Source organism: Thermaerobacter sp. FW80, assembly GCF_004634385.1.
Taxonomy (GTDB): domain Bacteria; phylum Bacillota; class Sulfobacillia; order Thermaerobacterales; family Thermaerobacteraceae; genus Thermaerobacter; species Thermaerobacter composti.
In genome coordinates this window covers 2,217,261-2,232,468 of record NZ_CP037895.1, presented here as the reverse complement: position 1 = coordinate 2,232,468, position 15,208 = coordinate 2,217,261, and the positions used below count along the sequence as shown (strand labels likewise).

Annotated in this window: 14 protein-coding genes; all 14 read left to right on the top strand. The window is 74.8% G+C overall.

Going from position 1 to position 15,208, the window contains the following annotated elements; genetic code table 11:
- Positions 1–16 precede the first annotated feature (16 nt).
- The 14 genes from E1B22_RS09265 to spoIVA all read left to right on the top strand — a co-directional run bounded on the left by E1B22_RS09265 (position 17) and on the right by spoIVA (position 15,205).
- Positions 17–1,243 carry an electron transfer flavoprotein subunit alpha/FixB family protein gene (locus tag E1B22_RS09265; RefSeq protein WP_135225426.1) on the top strand — a complete coding sequence of 409 codons (1,227 nt, stop codon included), beginning with the start codon at positions 17–19 and terminating at the stop codon, positions 1,241–1,243.
- A 13-nt stretch (positions 1,244–1,256) separates the two neighbouring features.
- Complete coding sequence (locus E1B22_RS09260; protein ID WP_135225425.1) at positions 1,257–2,555, top strand: FAD-dependent oxidoreductase; 1,299 nt, start codon at positions 1,257–1,259, stop codon at positions 2,553–2,555.
- A 92-nt stretch (positions 2,556–2,647) separates the two neighbouring features.
- Positions 2,648–2,929, top strand: a complete 282-nt coding sequence (locus E1B22_RS09255) for a ferredoxin family protein (RefSeq protein ID WP_243123868.1) — start codon at positions 2,648–2,650, stop codon at positions 2,927–2,929.
- Between the two features lie 47 nt (positions 2,930–2,976).
- The gene (locus E1B22_RS09250) at positions 2,977–3,843 is read left to right on the top strand and encodes a hypothetical protein (protein ID WP_135225423.1); all 867 of its coding nucleotides are present in this window, start codon (positions 2,977–2,979) and stop codon (positions 3,841–3,843) included.
- Positions 3,840–4,202 carry a gamma-glutamylcyclotransferase family protein gene (locus tag E1B22_RS09245; RefSeq protein ID WP_135225422.1) on the top strand — a complete coding sequence of 121 codons (363 nt, stop codon included), beginning with the start codon at positions 3,840–3,842 and terminating at the stop codon, positions 4,200–4,202. Before E1B22_RS09250 ends, E1B22_RS09245 begins: the two co-directional genes overlap by 4 nt.
- 213 nt (positions 4,203–4,415) lie before the next feature.
- A complete protein-coding gene (locus E1B22_RS09240) occupies positions 4,416–5,201 on the top strand; it encodes a hypothetical protein (RefSeq protein WP_135225421.1) in 786 nt (261 codons plus the stop codon).
- A gap of 383 nt (positions 5,202–5,584) precedes the next feature.
- Positions 5,585–6,253, top strand: coding sequence for a (d)CMP kinase (gene cmk, locus E1B22_RS09235; RefSeq protein WP_135225420.1), 669 nt, complete (start codon positions 5,585–5,587; stop codon positions 6,251–6,253).
- The gene (locus E1B22_RS09230; protein ID WP_135225419.1) at positions 6,254–6,865 is read left to right on the top strand and encodes a 1-acyl-sn-glycerol-3-phosphate acyltransferase; all 612 of its coding nucleotides are present in this window, start codon (positions 6,254–6,256) and stop codon (positions 6,863–6,865) included. It begins immediately after the preceding gene.
- 27 nt (positions 6,866–6,892) lie between these two features.
- Positions 6,893–8,599: a 30S ribosomal protein S1 gene (gene rpsA / locus E1B22_RS09225; protein ID WP_135225418.1), complete on the top strand. Its 1,707-nt coding sequence runs from the start codon at positions 6,893–6,895 to the stop codon at positions 8,597–8,599.
- 603 nt (positions 8,600–9,202) lie between these two features.
- Positions 9,203–9,907 (top strand): hypothetical protein, encoded by a 705-nt coding sequence (locus E1B22_RS09215; RefSeq protein ID WP_135225416.1) that lies wholly within the window; start codon positions 9,203–9,205, stop codon positions 9,905–9,907.
- 55 nt (positions 9,908–9,962) lie between these two features.
- Positions 9,963–11,336, top strand: a complete 1,374-nt coding sequence (gene der, locus E1B22_RS09210) for a ribosome biogenesis GTPase Der (RefSeq protein WP_135225415.1) — start codon at positions 9,963–9,965, stop codon at positions 11,334–11,336.
- A 210-nt stretch (positions 11,337–11,546) separates the two neighbouring features.
- A complete protein-coding gene (gene plsY / locus E1B22_RS09205) occupies positions 11,547–12,167 on the top strand; it encodes a glycerol-3-phosphate 1-O-acyltransferase PlsY (RefSeq protein ID WP_243123289.1) in 621 nt (206 codons plus the stop codon).
- 3 nt (positions 12,168–12,170) lie between these two features.
- Positions 12,171–13,487 (top strand): ketopantoate reductase family protein, encoded by a 1,317-nt coding sequence (locus E1B22_RS09200; protein WP_135225414.1) that lies wholly within the window; start codon positions 12,171–12,173, stop codon positions 13,485–13,487.
- A 239-nt stretch (positions 13,488–13,726) separates the two neighbouring features.
- A complete protein-coding gene (gene spoIVA, locus E1B22_RS09195; protein ID WP_135225413.1) occupies positions 13,727–15,205 on the top strand; it encodes a stage IV sporulation protein A in 1,479 nt (492 codons plus the stop codon).
- Positions 15,206–15,208 lie beyond the last annotated feature (3 nt).

The window sequence follows — 15,208 nt, the reverse complement described above, 5'->3', positions numbered from 1 at the left end:
GGAGGGGAGGAGGACGGTGAGCGAGGGAGCCATGGCGAAGCAGGCCCCGGCCGCCGCCCCGGCGGCCGGCGGGCGCGGCGGCGCGGCGGGCGCCGCACCCGCCGCGGCCCAGCGGCGGTCTGCGGCGGCGCGGGGACCCGGCGGGACGCCGGATCTGGAGGCCTACCGGGGCGTCGGGATCTTCATCGAGCAGCACGGCGGCCAGGCGGCGCCCGTCGCCTGGGAGCTGGCGGGCATCGGTCGGGTGCTGGCCGACAAGCTGGGGGTCGAGCTCATCGGCTTCGTCGCCGGTCACCAGGTGGAGGCCGTCGCCCGGGAGGCGGTGGAGCGCGGCTGCGACCGGGTGATCCTGATGGATCATCCGGCGCTGGCGGTCTACCGCAACGAGGCCTACTCCCGGGTGCTGACGCCGGCGATCCGCCAGGTGAAGCCGGAGATCTTCCTGCTGGGCGCCACCAGCACGGGCCGCGACCTGGCGGGCACCATCGCCACCACGCTGCAGACCGGGCTGACGGCGGACTGCACCCAGCTCGACGTGGACCCCGAAACGAGGCTGCTGGACGCGATCCGGCCGGCGTTCCTCGAGAAGCAGCTGGCGGTGATCCTCTGCAAGAAGCACCGGCCCCAGATGGCCACGGTGCGGCCGAAGATGATGGAGCCCGCGCCGCGCCAGCCCGGGCGGAGCGGCGAGATCGTCCGCTTCCCCGTGGACCTGGACGAACGCAGCCTGCGCACCCAGGTGCTGGGCGTGATCGACGAGCCCGACCCCCAGGCCCAGCTGGAGCGGGCCGACGTGGTGGTGGCCGGCGGCCGCGGCTTCCAGGATCCGAAGAACCTCAAGCTGCTCTTCGACTTCGCCGAGGTGGTCGGCGGCGTCGTCGGGGCATCCCGCGCCATCGTCGACGCCGGTTGGATCGGCCGGGAGCACCAGGTGGGCCAGACGGGCCTGACCGTGCGGCCCAAGGTGTACTTCGCCTTCGGCATCTCCGGGGCCATCCAGCACACCGTGGGCATGCAGAACGCGGAACTGATCGTCGCGGTCAACAAGGACCCCCAGGCGCCGATCTTCAAGGTGGCCGACTTCGGCGTGGTCGGCGACCTGTTCCAGATCCTCCCCGCGCTGCAGGAGGAGCTGGCACGCCGGCTGGACCAGCTGGCGGACGAGGCTTCGGCGTCGGCGGGCGCGGCCGGAGGCGGCGAGGCCCAGGAAGGCGCGGCCGCGGCGGCCCGGGCGGGCGCCTGACGGAGGGATGGCTGTGGCAGAGCGCTTCGACGTGGTGATCGTCGGCGCCGGTCCGGCGGGCCTGTCGGCCGGCCTGGTCCTGGCCCGGGGCGGCGCCAACGTGCTGATCCTGGAGCGGGGGGAGTACCCCGGCTCCAAGAACGTGATGGGCGGCGTGCTCTACCGGCACCAGCTGGACGAGCTGCTGCCGGGATTCTGGCGCGAGGCGCCCATCGAGCGCACCATCGTGGAGCAGAACTACTGGCTGCTCACGCCGGACGCGGCGGTCACCTTCGGCTACCGCACGCCGCGCTGGGCCGACGACCCGCCCAACAACTTCACGGTGCTGCGGGCCAAGTTCGACCCCTGGTTCGCGAAGAAGGTGGAAGAGGCCGGGGCGACCCTGATCACCCGGACCACGGTGGTCGACCTGATCCACGACGACCGCGGCCGTGTGGTCGGGGTGGTGGCGGGCCGGCCCGAGGGCGAGGTCTACGCCGACGTGGTCATCCTGGCCGAGGGGGTCAACAACCTGCTGACCCAGAAGGCGGGGCTCCACGATGACTGGGCGATGGACGAGGCGGCCCTGGCGGTCAAGGAGGTCATCGAGCTGCCGCGGGAGAAGATCGAGGACCGCTTCGGCCTGGAGCCCGGTCAGGGTGCCACGGTGGAGATGCTGGGCGACGCCACCGCCGGCATGCTGGGGATGGCGTTCCTGTACACCAACAAGGAGTCGCTCTCCTTCGGGGTCGGGGTGCTGGTCAAGCACCTGGTCTACAGCGGCATGAACCCCAACGACCTGTTGGAGCGGCTCAAGCAGCACCCCAAGGTGCGCAAGCTGATCGAGGGCGGCAAGGTGATCGAGTACTCCGCCAAGCTGATCCCCGAGGGCGGCTACAAGGCGATCCCGCGCCTGTTCAAGGACGGGTTGATGGTGGTGGGCGACGCCGCCGGCCTGACCAACGCGATCCACCGCGAGGGCTCGAACCTGGCGATGACCTCGGGGCGCATCGCCGGCGAGGTCGCCCTGGAGGCCCTGGCGGAGGGCGACACCTCGAGCCGGGTGCTGTGTCGCTACCAGCAGCGGCTCGAGGAGACGTACGTGCTCAAGGACCTGCGGAAGTACAACCACGCCAACGAGTTCTTCGACGCCAACCCCCAGTTCCTGCGGGACTATCCCGAGCTGTTGAGCCAGGTGATGCGCGAGTTCTTCACCGTCGACAGCACGCCGAAGTGGGACAAGCAGGCGAAGATCGTCCGGATGGTGCGCCAGCAGCGGCCGCTCTGGCGCATCGCCTACGACCTGTACGCCATGTGGAGGGCGATCGGATGAGCGCACGGGCTGCGGCCGCCGTCGCGGCGGCCCCCAAGGCGGTGGACGCGCAGGCGGGCGAGGGCGCCCAGGCTTCGGGCGGCGCCAAGCCCATGAGCATCCAGGACAAACTCTACCTGGACCGGTTCAACGCCGACAAGCAGTCGCACCTGTTCATCATCGACCCGGACGTGTGCCTGACCAAGTGCCCGGAGCAGTACTGCACCAAGTTCTGCCCGGCCCACGTCTACGAGTGGGATCCCGAGGCCCAGAAGATCCTGGTGGGGTACGAGGGCTGCGTCGAGTGCGGCACCTGCCGCATCGGCTGCCCCTTCCGCAACATCAAGTGGCTCAACCCGCGGGGCGGCTACGGCGTGCAGTACCGCCAGGGCTGAGCCGGCGGGCCGGCGCCGGGATCCGGGCCGATACGGGGGGTTGAGCCATGGCCATCGCCAGGGCGGAGCTGGTCCGCCGAGCGCGGGATGTGGCCCAGCGGGTCTTGGGGGAGTGGCTGGAGCCGCAGGCGGGCGCTTCGCCCGCCGCCACGGCCCAGGCGGCGGCCGGCGCCGCCTGGGCCGTGGCCCTGGCCGGTTCCGGGGCCACCGGCTACCGCGACCGGGTCTCGCGCCTCGACCTGGTGGCCGTCGGTCCGGGCTCGGCCGTCGCGCGGCTGCGCCACCGCCTGCCGCCCCACGGTGACCCGACGGGCCCAGGGTCCTTCCACCGGCTGCCCGGCTGGGCGGGCGGCGGTCACCTGGCCCTGTTGAGCTGGGACGAACTGGCCGAGGCGGCTGCCCGGCCCTCCGAGGCGGCGGTGGTGCTGCTCGGCGCCGCGGAGCCAGTGCTGGATCCCGGCGGCCGGCTGGCGGCGGCGCTGGCGCCGCTGCGCCAGCTGCCGCCGGCATGGTACCGCCAGCAGGTGCGGCGGCGCTACCGCGCCCTGCGGCGGCGCACCGCGTCGATGGCGTGGAACTTGCGCCGTGGCCAGGCGTTCGCCTTCCTGGCCGGGTTCGTCCAGTGGCTCGAGCACTTCCTCCTCCTGTGCCGCTACGCCGACGGGCAGCCCCCCGTGGATCGGAAGTGGCTCCTGCAGGCGGCCATGCGCACCTCCCTGGGGCGGCAGTGCCGCGCCGACCTCTACGCGCTCTTCTCCGGCCTGGGGCAGGTCGCCACCCTGGGAGGAAGCTACGACCCGAAGGAGAACCGGCTCTACGGGACCATCGCCCGGCTCCACGGCCAACTGGCCGATGCCCTGCGCCAGCGCGGGCTGTTGGAGGAGCGGGAGGAGACCAGGGAGGAGACCCCGTGAACCTGTTCGCCTACGGGACGTTGCGCCGCCGCGGGCGCATCGAGGCGCTGGTCGGTCGCCGGCTGCAGCCTCCCGTGCCCGCCGTGCTGGAGGGCTATCGCCTCTACGACACGGGCCGCGGATACCCCGTGATCCTGCCGGCCCCCGGCCATCGGGTCCACGGCGTGCTGTGGACCATCCAGCGGTCGGATCTCGGCCACCTGGACCACTACGAGGGGGCTGACGAGGATCCGCCGTACTACTTCCGCCGGACCGTGACCGTGCAGACGGCCGAGGGCCCGGTGGACGCCGCCGTCTACGTCGGCAACCCCGCGGTGTTCGACCGGCTGATCCCCCTGGAAGCCGCCGGGTGGGAGTGAGGACGGCACCGGCACCCCGCCGCCCGCCAGCCCGGGCCCCGCGCCGTCCCGAACCCGTACCGCTCGCACCGCGCCGGGGCGCCCCGTCCCCGACCGGCTGCGTGCCCCCATCCGAGCCGCACTCCGAGCCGCACAAGGATGCTCACCCGCACGCATAGACTCCCCCGGAGGCCGGCGCGGCGGACCGCCCGCAGCCTCCGGGGAGGTGGCGCGATGGGTTCCGGACAGCCGCCCCGGCCCGTGCCGCCGCGGCCGCGGTTCACCCCCTCGCCGTCGGGACGGCGGCCGCCGACCGACGCCGCCCGGGCCGCCCCGAACGAAGCGCCGCCCGCCGGGGGCGGCCCTGGGGCGCGCATCGGGCCGCCCTGGCTCGCAACCGTGGAAGAGGTCCTCACCCGCGCGGTGGTGGCGGGACTGGTGGCACTGGTGGTGGTCCAGTCGCTGATGGCGGGGCGCGGTCCCCTGGCCTACGAGACCTACGGTCGCGTCCTCGAGGATTGGGGCTACCGGCCCGGCATGCCCGCCGCCGCCTGGCGAGACGCCACGCCCGCCGGGGTGCCCACCGGTTCATCCGCAACCCCGGGCGCCACCATGCCCGGGACGTCGCCGCCGACCGAGGCGCCGCGATCCCCCGGGGTCCTGGGCGCCGCGGAGGAGCGGGGCGCCAGCCGCCCAGCGCCGGTCGGGGCGACCGCCGACCGGGCGAACCCGACCGCAAGCCGGACGCCGTCGGCCCAAGCCCTCCTGACCCTCGGCAACCGGGGGCCCTCGTCCGTCGCGGTGGTCCTCAACGGGGTCGAGCTGGCCCGGCTGGTGCCGGGCGACAGGCGGCCCGTGGTGGTCCGCCCGGGCGACCGCCTGGTCTTGCGGGCCGAGGCCGGTGGCGCGGAGGTGGTGCTCACCCACGCCAGCGGCCCGCTGGCCGCGCCGACCCCGGGTTCGACGTGGCGGGTGGGACCGCAGGGCACGGCGGTCCGGCTGGCATGGCGCGCGCCGTAGCCGGCGGGCGCCCGCGATCGGCCGCGCCGGCCGGCCGCGGCGCGGGCTCCCGCCGGGACCCGCCCGCGGCCCCCGCGGCCATCCGCCGGAACCGGGCCATGCCGAGCGCCCGGGCAGGCCCGCACCGGCGGGCGCCGGGACCGGGCCGGTCGGTCCCGGCGGTCGCGGGGCCGCCGGCACGCGGGGCCGGCGCCGCAGCGATCCATGGTATAATTGCGGGCGATTGGAACGGCGGCGCCGACCGTCGCCCCGCACCGCGGGCGGCGGGCCCTGGCGCGCCCGACCGCCGCCGGGCGGCCGCGCGGACGGCCCCTGCCGCGGTCGGGCGGCCCGCACAAGGAATCCGGCGGGCGCTGTCGAACAACCGGAGGGAACCGATCTCGTTGAAGCGCGTGATCGCCATCGACGGGCCGGCCGGTGCGGGGAAGAGCACCGTCGCCCGGCGGGTCGCCACAGCCCTGGGTTACCTGTACGTGGACACCGGCGCCATGTACCGCGCCATGACGCTGAAGGTCCTGCGCCACGGCATCGACCCGGCGGACCGGCAGCGGGTGGCGCAGCTGGCTCGAGAAACGGACATCGCGCTGGCAACGGGGCCCGAGGGGGCCCCGCAGGTTGTTCTCGACGGGGTCGACGTCACCGCCCACCTGCGGGAGCCCGGCGTCGACCAGGCGGTGTCGGCCGTGGCGGCGATCCCCGAGGTCCGGCAGCGACTCCTCGAGGTGCAGCGGGCGCTGGCACGACGGGGCCGGGTCGTCCTGGAGGGTCGCGACACCGGCACCCACGTGGCGCCCGACGCGGACCTGAAGGTCTACCTCACCGCGTCGCCGGAGGAACGGGCCCGCCGGCGGTACCGCGAGCTGGTGGCCGCGGGGCACAGGGTGACCCTGGAAGAGGTGGCGGAGGCCCTGCGCCAGCGGGACCGGCAGGACATGACGCGACCCGCGGCGCCGCTCAAGAGGGCCGCCGACGCCATCGAGATCGACACCACCGGCCGCACCGTGGAGGCGGTGGTGGAGGAGATCCTGCGGTACTGCCGGGAGGGCGACTAGGTGCTGTACGCGTTGGGGAAGGCGCTGTTCTGGGTGCTGTTCGCCCTGGGATGCCGCTGGGAGGTGGGCGGGCGGGAGCACGTCCCCCCCGACGGCCCGCTGCTGGTGATCGCCAACCACCTCAGCTGGCTGGACCCGCCGCTGGTGGGCACCGTCTTGCCGCGGAAGGTGCACTTTATGGCCAAGCACGAGCTCTTCCGAAACCCGCTGGCGGCGTGGGTGCTGCGGCGCCTGGGCGCCTTCCCCGTGCGCCGCGGGCAGCCCGACCGGTGGGCGCTGCGCCATGCCCTGGACCTGCTGGACCGGGGCGCCGTGGTGGGGTTGTTCCCGGAGGGCACCCGCAGCCGGGGTCGGCTCGGGCCCTTCGAGCCCGGTGCCGCCCTGCTGGCCATCAAATCGGGCGCGCCGGTGCTCCCCGTGGCCATCGCCGGCCCGTATCGCCCGGGCCGGCGGGTGCGGGTGCGCATCGGCATCCCCTTCCGGGTCGCGGGGAGCGGGGGGGAGGGGTCCATCGACGCGGTGGCGCACAGGATGCGCGAGGCCGTCGCGGCGCTGCTGGCCGAGGATCCCGCGGCGGGAGAGCCGGCGCGGCGCCGCGTCCCTGCAGGGTAAGCCGTGCGAAGGGGGTCGTGTCGAGGCATGGACGAGATCCGCGATCCGCAGGCGGCCAACCGGGACGACGACGCTCCCGGTGCCGTGCCGCGACAGGAGGTGAGCCCGGCCGCGCCGGACCAGCCGCTGGGCCCCGCGGCGGCCGAAGCCGCCGCGGGGGCGACGGAGGCCCTGGCGCAGCTGCAACAGGAGGCCGAGGAGTCCGCCGAGGCCGCGGTGGAACGCGAGACCGGCGTCGCCGAGACGGAGGGGGCCGACCGGCCGGCCGGGCAGCCCGCGGGTGAAGCGGGCGCCGCGGGGTCCGCCGAGGCCGCCGCCGGGGAGGGATCCCGCCCCGCGGCGGAGGGCGGCGACGCCGCCGGGGAGTCGGGTCCCGCCGGCCCGGATGGGTCCGCATCCGGACCCGGGGCCAAGGGGACCGCAACGCCGGAGGACGCCGGGCGTCGCCCGGAGGCCGGCGGCGCCGGGGCCAGCGAGGCCGCGGCCCCCGCATCCGCCGGGGCGGGCGAGGGCCGGGGGGCCATGGACGAGCAACTGGCGCCCACGCGCCTCAGCCGCGGCCAGATGGTGACGGGCACGGTGGTCCAGGTGGCCGACGACCACGTCCTGGTGGACGTGGGCCACAAGTCGGACGGCACGATCCCCCGCCACGAGCTGCGGCTGCTGGGAGGCAAGCGACCGGACGAGGTGTACCACGTCGGCCAGCAGATCCCCGTGGTGGTGCTGGGCTTCACGGACAAGGGGGAGGGCGGCTTGCTGCTCTCCCACCGGCGGGCCGTGGAGCGGGAGGCGTGGGAGTCCCTGCGGCGCGCCTACGAAGCGGGTGAGCCCGTCGAGGTGCCGGTGGTGGAGCAGGTGAAGGGCGGCCTGGTGTGCGACGCCGGCGTCCGCGCCTTCATGCCGGCCTCCCACGTGGAGCGGGGCTACGTGGCCGACCTCAGCCCCTACGTGGGCACCACCGTGCGGGCGAAGATCATCGAGCTGGACCGCAACAAGCGGCGGGTGATCCTCTCGCGCAAGCAGCTGCTGGAGGAGGAGGCGCGCCGTCGGGCCGAGGAGACCCTGGCCAGCCTGGAAGAGGGGCAGGTGCGGACCGGGGTGGTCAAGGGCCTGACGGACTTCGGCGCCTTCGTCGACCTGGGGGGCGTCGACGGTCTGCTCCACGTCTCCGAGATGCACTGGGGCCGCATCGACCACCCCCGCGACCTGCTGAAGGAAGGGGACACCATCCAGGTCAAGGTCCTGCGGGTGGACCGCGAGCGCGGCCGCATCTCCCTCAGCCTCAAGGAGCTCATGCCCGATCCGTGGGACGACGCGGAGCGCAAGTACCCGGTCGGCTCGCGGGTCCGCGGCACCGTGGTACGCCTGGTCCCCTTCGGCGCCTTCGTGCGGCTGGAACCCGGGGTGGAGGGGCTGGTCCACATCTCCCAGCTGGCCAACCACCGGGTGGAGTCGCCGGAAGAGGTGGTCCAGGAGGGCCAGGAGGTGGAGGTCCGGGTGCTGCGGGTCCAGCCCCAGGAGCGGCGGATCAGCCTGAGCATGCGGACGCCCCCGGAGGCCCGCCGGCCGCGGGGCGAGCGGGCCCGTCGCGGACCGGAGCGCCCGCTGCCCCGGTCGGACGAACCCGGCCCCGCGTCGGAGGGCGGCGGCATCACCATCGGCGAGATGTTCGGCGAGCTGTTGGAGGAGACCCGCGACCGGTTGACGGGCGACGAGGCGGCGGACCGGGCCTGACGCCGCTCCGAGGGTCGGCAGGCGGCGCGGGCGCCGGGACGCCGGCGGGACGTGCCGACGCCGGTGGGGCGCCGGTGGGGCGCGGGCCCAGCCGCCGCCCCACCGGGCGGGGAAGCCACCGCGTCAGCGGAGGGGGCGCGCCCGGGTGGGCGCGCCCCCTCCGCTGGCGGGACATCCCCCGATGCTGCTCTGCGCTCGTCTCGTCTCCGCGCAACCCCATGCGGTGCCTACGCAACCCCGTGCGGTCCCTGCGCAACCCCGTGCGGTCCCTGCGCAACCCCGTGCGGTCCCTGCGCAACCCCTTGCGGTCCCGCGCAGCATGGCGGATCCCCCGGCCGACGTGGCGGCTTCCGCTGGCCGGTGGCGCCTCCCTGCCGGTCTCCCCGCGGCCGGCTGCGTGCCGGGCCCGCCAGGGCACCGTCCAGCGCGCTTGCTCGCCCGCGTGGCTCGTCCGCCAAGAGGCCTTTGTGCATGGGGCCCTGCGGTTGTTGGGCCTTGAGGGCGTCCGCATCATCTAGGCCTTCCGCTCCGTCCTCCCCGGCCCCGGTGGGCGGCGGCCCTCTTCACCCCGACCCTGGGGAACCCTAGGCCGGGGTGGTGGCGGTGACCGGGACCTGGCTGATCGCGATGACCGTGGCCCTCCTGGCCCTCGACGCCGTTCCCGGCGCGCGGCGGCTGGGGGTGCCGCCGGGTCGCCTGGCGCTGTGGGGTGGGGCGTGGCTTGTGGCCAGCATCCCCCTCTGGCCCGTCGGCGAGAGCGGCGGGCTGGCCGTCAGTCCCGGCGGCGCCGGCCTGCCCCTGGTCGGCGCCGCCCTGTGGTTCGCCGGCCTGGCGCCATCCCTGCGGCTCCGGGCCGCGGCGAGCCTCGCGGCGACCACGTCCCTCGCCTATGCCCTCCTGCAGGGCTTGCCGGGCAGCGCGCCGCCGTGGCTCTCGCCTGCCTGGGCGGCCGGCGTGGTCACCGGCGTCGCAGCCTCCCTGGCGCCCCTGGCACCCCCTGCGGGCCTCGTGCTGGCCACCGCCGGCATGGTGCTCGCCCAGGGGCTGTGGGCCGGCGCCGCCACCGCAGGCGGCGGGTTGAACGGGTCCCCCTTGCCGCTGGCGTTCACCGTCGCCGGCGGCCCAGGGTACGACGCCATCGCGGCCAGCGCCTTGACGGCCGCCCTGATGGCCCTTCTCGGCGGTGACGGCGCTTCCACGGGAGCCGGCGGTCGGGGAAGGGGGGGCGGGCATCCGGCAGACGACGGGGGCAACCCGGCCGGCGACGGGCCGTCGAGCGTCCCGGGGCCACGGACCGGGTCGCGTTGACGCTGGCACGGCGGCGCTGGCATCATGGGGGCGGGCGGGGAGGGGATCCGCCGCCGTGAAACCGGTCGTGGCCATCGTCGGACGGCCCAACGTGGGCAAGTCGACCCTGTTCAACCGGATCATCGAGCGCCGGCTGGCCATCGAGGACGACGTCCCCGGCGTCACCCGCGACCGCCTCTACGCCGACACCGACTGGGCGGGACGCGCCTTCACCCTGGTGGACACCGGCGGCCTGGCCGAGGGGGACGACCCGCTGACCGTCCAGGTCCGGCGCCAGGTGGAGGCCGCGGTGCGCGAGGCCGATGTCCTCGTGATGGTGGTGGACGGCCAGGCGGGGGTCACCCCCGCCGACGAGGACGTGGCGCGCCTCCTGCGCCAGGCCAACAAGCCCACCATCCTGGCGGTCAACAAGGTGGACGACCCCCGCTGGGACGGGGTGCAGTACGACTTCTTCCGCCTGGGGTTGGGCGAGCCCATCCCCGTGGCGGCGGGACCCGGCCGCAACGTGGGCGACCTGCTGGACGCGGTGGTGCGGGCGCTGCCCAATCCCGCGCCGGCGGCCGGAGGCGGGCAGGCCGAGGCCGACGGCGGGGCCTGGGGCGAGCCCGCCGAGATCGCCGTGGCCATCGTCGGCCGCCCCAACGTGGGCAAGTCGTCGCTGCTCAACCGGCTGCTGGGGGAGGAGCGCGTGGTGGTCAGCGAGATCCCCGGCACCACGCGGGACGCGGTGGACGTGGTGTGGCGCCACGGGGAGCGCACCTTCCGCTTCATCGACACGGCGGGGCTGCGGCGCAGGAGTCGCATCAAGGAGGACGTGGAGTTCTACAGCACCGTCCGGACGCGGCGGGCGCTGGCCCGCGCCGACGTGGCGTGCGTGGTCCTGGACGCCCGCGATCCCGCCACCGAACAGGACAAGCGCATCGCCGGCATGGCCCTGGAGGAGGGCAAGGCGTGCGTCCTGGCGGTGAACAAGTGGGACCTGGTGACCAAGGGGCCCGACACCGCCGACCGGTACCGCGAGGCCCTGTCCCGGGAGTACGACTTCCTGCCGTTCGCGCCCATTGTCTTCCTGTCGGCGGCCACCGGGCAGCGCCTGGACCGGCTGGTGGATTGGATCGGGCGCGTGGCCGACAACCACCGGCGCCAGGTCCCGCAGCCGGTGCTGCGCAAGGTGGTGGACGACGCCCTGGTGGTCCACCAGCCGCCTTCCGCCAGGGGGCGCCGGCTGCGGATCCACGACATCCGCCAGGTGGCGACCCGACCGCCCACCATCCTCTTCGTGGTCAGCGACCCGGACGCCGTCCACTTCTCCTTCCAGCGGTTCCTGGAGAACGTCCTCCGCCAGGCCTTCGACTTCACCGGCACGCCCCTGCGCCTGGTGTTCCGATCCCCGGGCAAGGGCAAGGGGAGGGACAGGGACGAGGAGTAGCGGGGACGAGGGTCCCGGCCGGCCGTGCCGCCGCCGGCGGCCGGGACGGGTCGGCATGGCCCCCGACGGTCGTCCCCGGCCCCCGGCGGCGGAAGCTGCCGGCGACTTCACGGCGGATCGCCCGCGGCGCCCCCCGACCGTCCCGCGGCGCCGTCCGCCGATCCCGGCGCCGGGTGGGGCCATGGCCCCGGAGCGGGAGAGGAGCGCGAGATGGCAATGCCATGGCTGGGCGTCACAGGCTTGGTCCTGCTGGGCTACCTCCTGGGTTCCATCCCCTTTGGCCTCTGGCTGGTCCGAGCCGTCCGGGGCGTGGACATCCGCCGCTACGGCAGCGGCAACATCGGCACCACCAACGTCTTACGGGTCGCTGGACCGCGCCTGGCGGCGGCGGTCCTCCTGGCCGACGCGGCCAAGGGGGCGCTGCCGGTGATGCTGGCCCGCGCCGTCGGCCCCGGCGAGGTCGCGGCCGTGCTGGCCGGCGTGGCGGCCATGGCCGGCCACAGCTGGTCCATCTGGCTCGCTGGTCACGGCGGCAAGGGGGTTGCCACGGGCCTGGGCGTGTTGCTGGGCCTCGACGTCCGGGTCGCCCTGGCGGCCTTCGCCGTCTGGCTGGCCGTGGTGGCGGCCAGCCGCTACTCCTCCCTCGGCTCGATGGCGGCCGCCGTCAGCGTACCCCTCTGGATGGCCCTCTGGCATGCGCCGCCTGCCCACCTGGCCTTCGGCGTGGCGGCCGCCCTGGTGGTCCTCGTCCGGCACCGGTCCAACGTGGGGCGGCTGCTCCGCGGGGAGGAGCTGCCCATCACCCTGCGCATTGACCCCCGGAGGGAGTAGGGGATGCGGGTGGTGGTGGTCGGGGCAGGGGCCATCGGGTGTCTGCTGGGCGGCCTGCTGGCCGCCGGGGGACACCAGGTGGTCCTGGTCGGACGGCCCTGGCGGCTGGAGGCCGTGGCGCGCGGTGGACTGGTGCTCGACCCGCCACCCTGGGCCGCTCCCCAGCGGCACCGTTCCGGCACGGCGCCGGGGGAGAAGGCCCGCGACCGCTCCGGGGCGGCCCCCATCCCCACCCGCCCCGGGGGAGAAGGCGATGGCGGCGGGGGAACTAGCCACGGCTCCGGCACGGCACGGCGGGAACCCGACGACCAGCGCCCGCTGCCGGTCGCGGTGGTGGCGTCGGTCGGCGAGGCCACGACGGGTCCGGCGCCGGACGCCGTGCTGGTGACGGTCAAGATGCCCGCCCTCGACGCGGCCCTGGCCCAGGTGGCGGCCGCGTGGCCGGGGTCGGACCGCGGCCCGTCCCCCCTGGTGATCACCTTCCAGAACGGGATCGGCGCGGAGGAGCGGGCGGTCGCCCAGCTGGGTGCCGGGCGCGTCATCGCGGGCACCGTCACCCTCAGCGCGGCGCTGGAAGGCCACCGGGTGCGGATCTTCAACGCCGGCCGGGGCGGCATCGGCCTGGCGCCGGTCACGGGAACCGGTCCCGCCAGCACCGCCGGCGAGGCGGCCGACGGGCCCCGCCGGTTCCACCCCGCCGGGCGGGCGGGCGATGCCCCCGGCCGGACCGCCGCGCTCGCGTTCCGCGGCCTGGCGTCCCAGTGGCAGGCGACGCTGGCCGTGCCCGTGGTCATGGCCCCGGATGCGGCGACCCTGAAGTGGTCCAAGCTGCTGCTCAACCTGGTGGGGAACGCCGTCGGCGCCTTGCTGCAGTGGGGGGTGGACCGGGTCTTCCAGGACCCGGTGGCCGCGGCCGTCGAGCACCGCAGCCTGCGGGAGGCCGTCGCGGTGGCCCGGCGGGTGGCGCCTGCCCTGGTGGACCTCCCCGGCTACCCGGTGCGCCTCTTCGCGCGGCTGACCCGCTGGCTCCCCACCCCCGTCTTCCGCCGCGCCGTGGGACCGCAGGCGGCGGGGGGGCGTGGGGGGAAGCTTCCGTCCGTCGCCCTGGATGTGGCCGCCGGCCGGCACCCCACCGAGATCCAGGCGCTGCACGGCGCGGTGGCGCGGGCGGCGGAGACCCTCGCCCTCGAGGCGCCGGTCTGCGCGACCCTGGCGCGTCTGGTCGACGAGGCCGCCGCGGACCCGGCGCGGCGGGCGTGGTTCCGCGACCGGCCGGATCGTCTGCTGGCCGCCCTCAGGGACGCGGGCGCCTGGGGGTGAGCCACGAGGGGATCCGCCACCTGCCGGGCGCCGTGGGGGCCCCTGCCACCCCGCCCTTCTCGCCCGGCACCCCGGCACCGCCCCAACCGGCCGACGGGCGCATGCCGGTTCGTCCCACCGCGCGACATATCCCCCCCGACCCCTCATATACATGGTACTGGCCTCGGACAGGGGCTGGCCGCTGGCCGACCGACCAGCCGGAGCCGCGGGCACGGCGGCGGGATCGGGAGGGAAGGCGCGTGGAGCGTTACGACATCTTCCAGGACATCGCCGAGCGCACCGGCGGCGACCTCTACATTGGCGTGGTCGGTCCGGTGCGGGCGGGGAAGTCCACCTTCGTGAAGAAGTTCGTGGAGCTGCTGGTCCTGCCCAACATCGCCAACGAGCACGACCGGCAGCGCACCCAGGACGCGATCCCCCAGAGCGGGGCCGGCCGCACCATCATGACCGCGGAGCCCAAGTTCATCCCCGACGAAGCCGTGGAGATCCAGGTCAAAGAGGGCCTGACGGTGCGCGTCCGCCTGGTGGACTCGGTGGGCTTCCCCGTGCCCGGTGCCATCGGCTACACCGAGGCCGACGGGCCCCGCATGGTCACCACCCCCTGGTTCGAGGAGGACATCCCCTTCGAAGAGGCGGCGGTGGTCGGAACGCGCAAGATCATCACCGAGCACTCCACCCTGGGCGTCGTGGTGACCACCGACGGCAGCTTCGGCGAGATCCCGCGGGAGAACTTCGTCGAGGCCGAGCAGCAGGTGATCCGCGAGCTCAAGGAGCTGGGCAAGCCCTTCGTGGTGCTGCTCAACACCGCCGACCCCCTCTCGCCCGAGACCGCCCAGCTGGCGGAGACCCTGGCCTTCGACTACGACGTCCAGGTGATCCCCATCGCCCTGAACCGCGTGGGCGAGCGGGACCTTTTGGTGGTGCTGGAGCAGCTGCTGCTGGAGTTCCCCGTCCGCGAGCTGGTGGTGCGGCTGCCGGCCTGGGTGGAGGAGCTGGATGCGGACTTCTGGCTGCGGCGCCACTACGCCGACGCCATCCAGGCCACGGTCCAGAACGTGGAACGCCTGCGGGACGTGGAGCGGGCCATCGCCCAGCTGGCCGAGTACCAGCACGTGGAGAAGGTGCAGCTGGAGGAGCTCGACCTGGGCACGGGGGTGGCCACCGTCGACGTGGCCGTGCCGGAGGAGCTGTTCTGGCAGGTGCTGGGCGAGATCGGCGGCATGGAGATCCGCGGCAAGGAGGCGCTGGTGCGGCTGATCCGCGACCTCAGCAAGGCGAAGGCGGTGTACGACCGCATCGGCCGCAGCCTGGAGGAGGCCGACGAGCGCGGCTACGCGGTGGTCCTGCCCGCCCTGGACGACCTGGTGTTCGAGGAGCCCGAGCTGGTGCGCAAGGGCGGCCAGTTCGGCGTCCGCCTGCGGGCCAGCGCCCCGACCCTGCACCTGTTCCGCACCGTGGTCAGCACCGAGGTGGCGCCGATGATCGGTTCGGAGAAGCAGTCGCAGCAGCTGGTCAACTACCTGATGGAGAAGTTCGAGGACGACCCGCGCAAGATCTGGGAGTCCGACATCTTCGGCAAGTCCCTGGACGAGCTGCTCAAGGAAGGCATCGAGGACAAGATCCGCTCGATGCCCGAGCACGCCCAGGCCAAGATCCGCGAGGCCCTGGAGCGCATCGCCAACGAGGGCAGCGGCAACCTGATCTGCATCATCATCTGAGGC

Coding starts and splice junctions, on each gene's coding strand:
- E1B22_RS09255 (WP_243123868.1), top strand. CDS start 2,648: ATGAGCATCCAGGACAAACTCTACCTGGACCGGTTCAACGCCGACAAG.
- E1B22_RS09250 (WP_135225423.1), top strand. CDS start 2,977: ATGGCCATCGCCAGGGCGGAGCTGGTCCGCCGAGCGCGGGATGTGGCC.
- E1B22_RS09240 (WP_135225421.1), top strand. CDS start 4,416: ATGGGTTCCGGACAGCCGCCCCGGCCCGTGCCGCCGCGGCCGCGGTTC.
- rpsA (WP_135225418.1), top strand. CDS start 6,893: ATGGACGAGATCCGCGATCCGCAGGCGGCCAACCGGGACGACGACGCT.
- plsY (WP_243123289.1), top strand. CDS start 11,547: ATGGCAATGCCATGGCTGGGCGTCACAGGCTTGGTCCTGCTGGGCTAC.
- E1B22_RS09200 (WP_135225414.1), top strand. CDS start 12,171: ATGCGGGTGGTGGTGGTCGGGGCAGGGGCCATCGGGTGTCTGCTGGGC.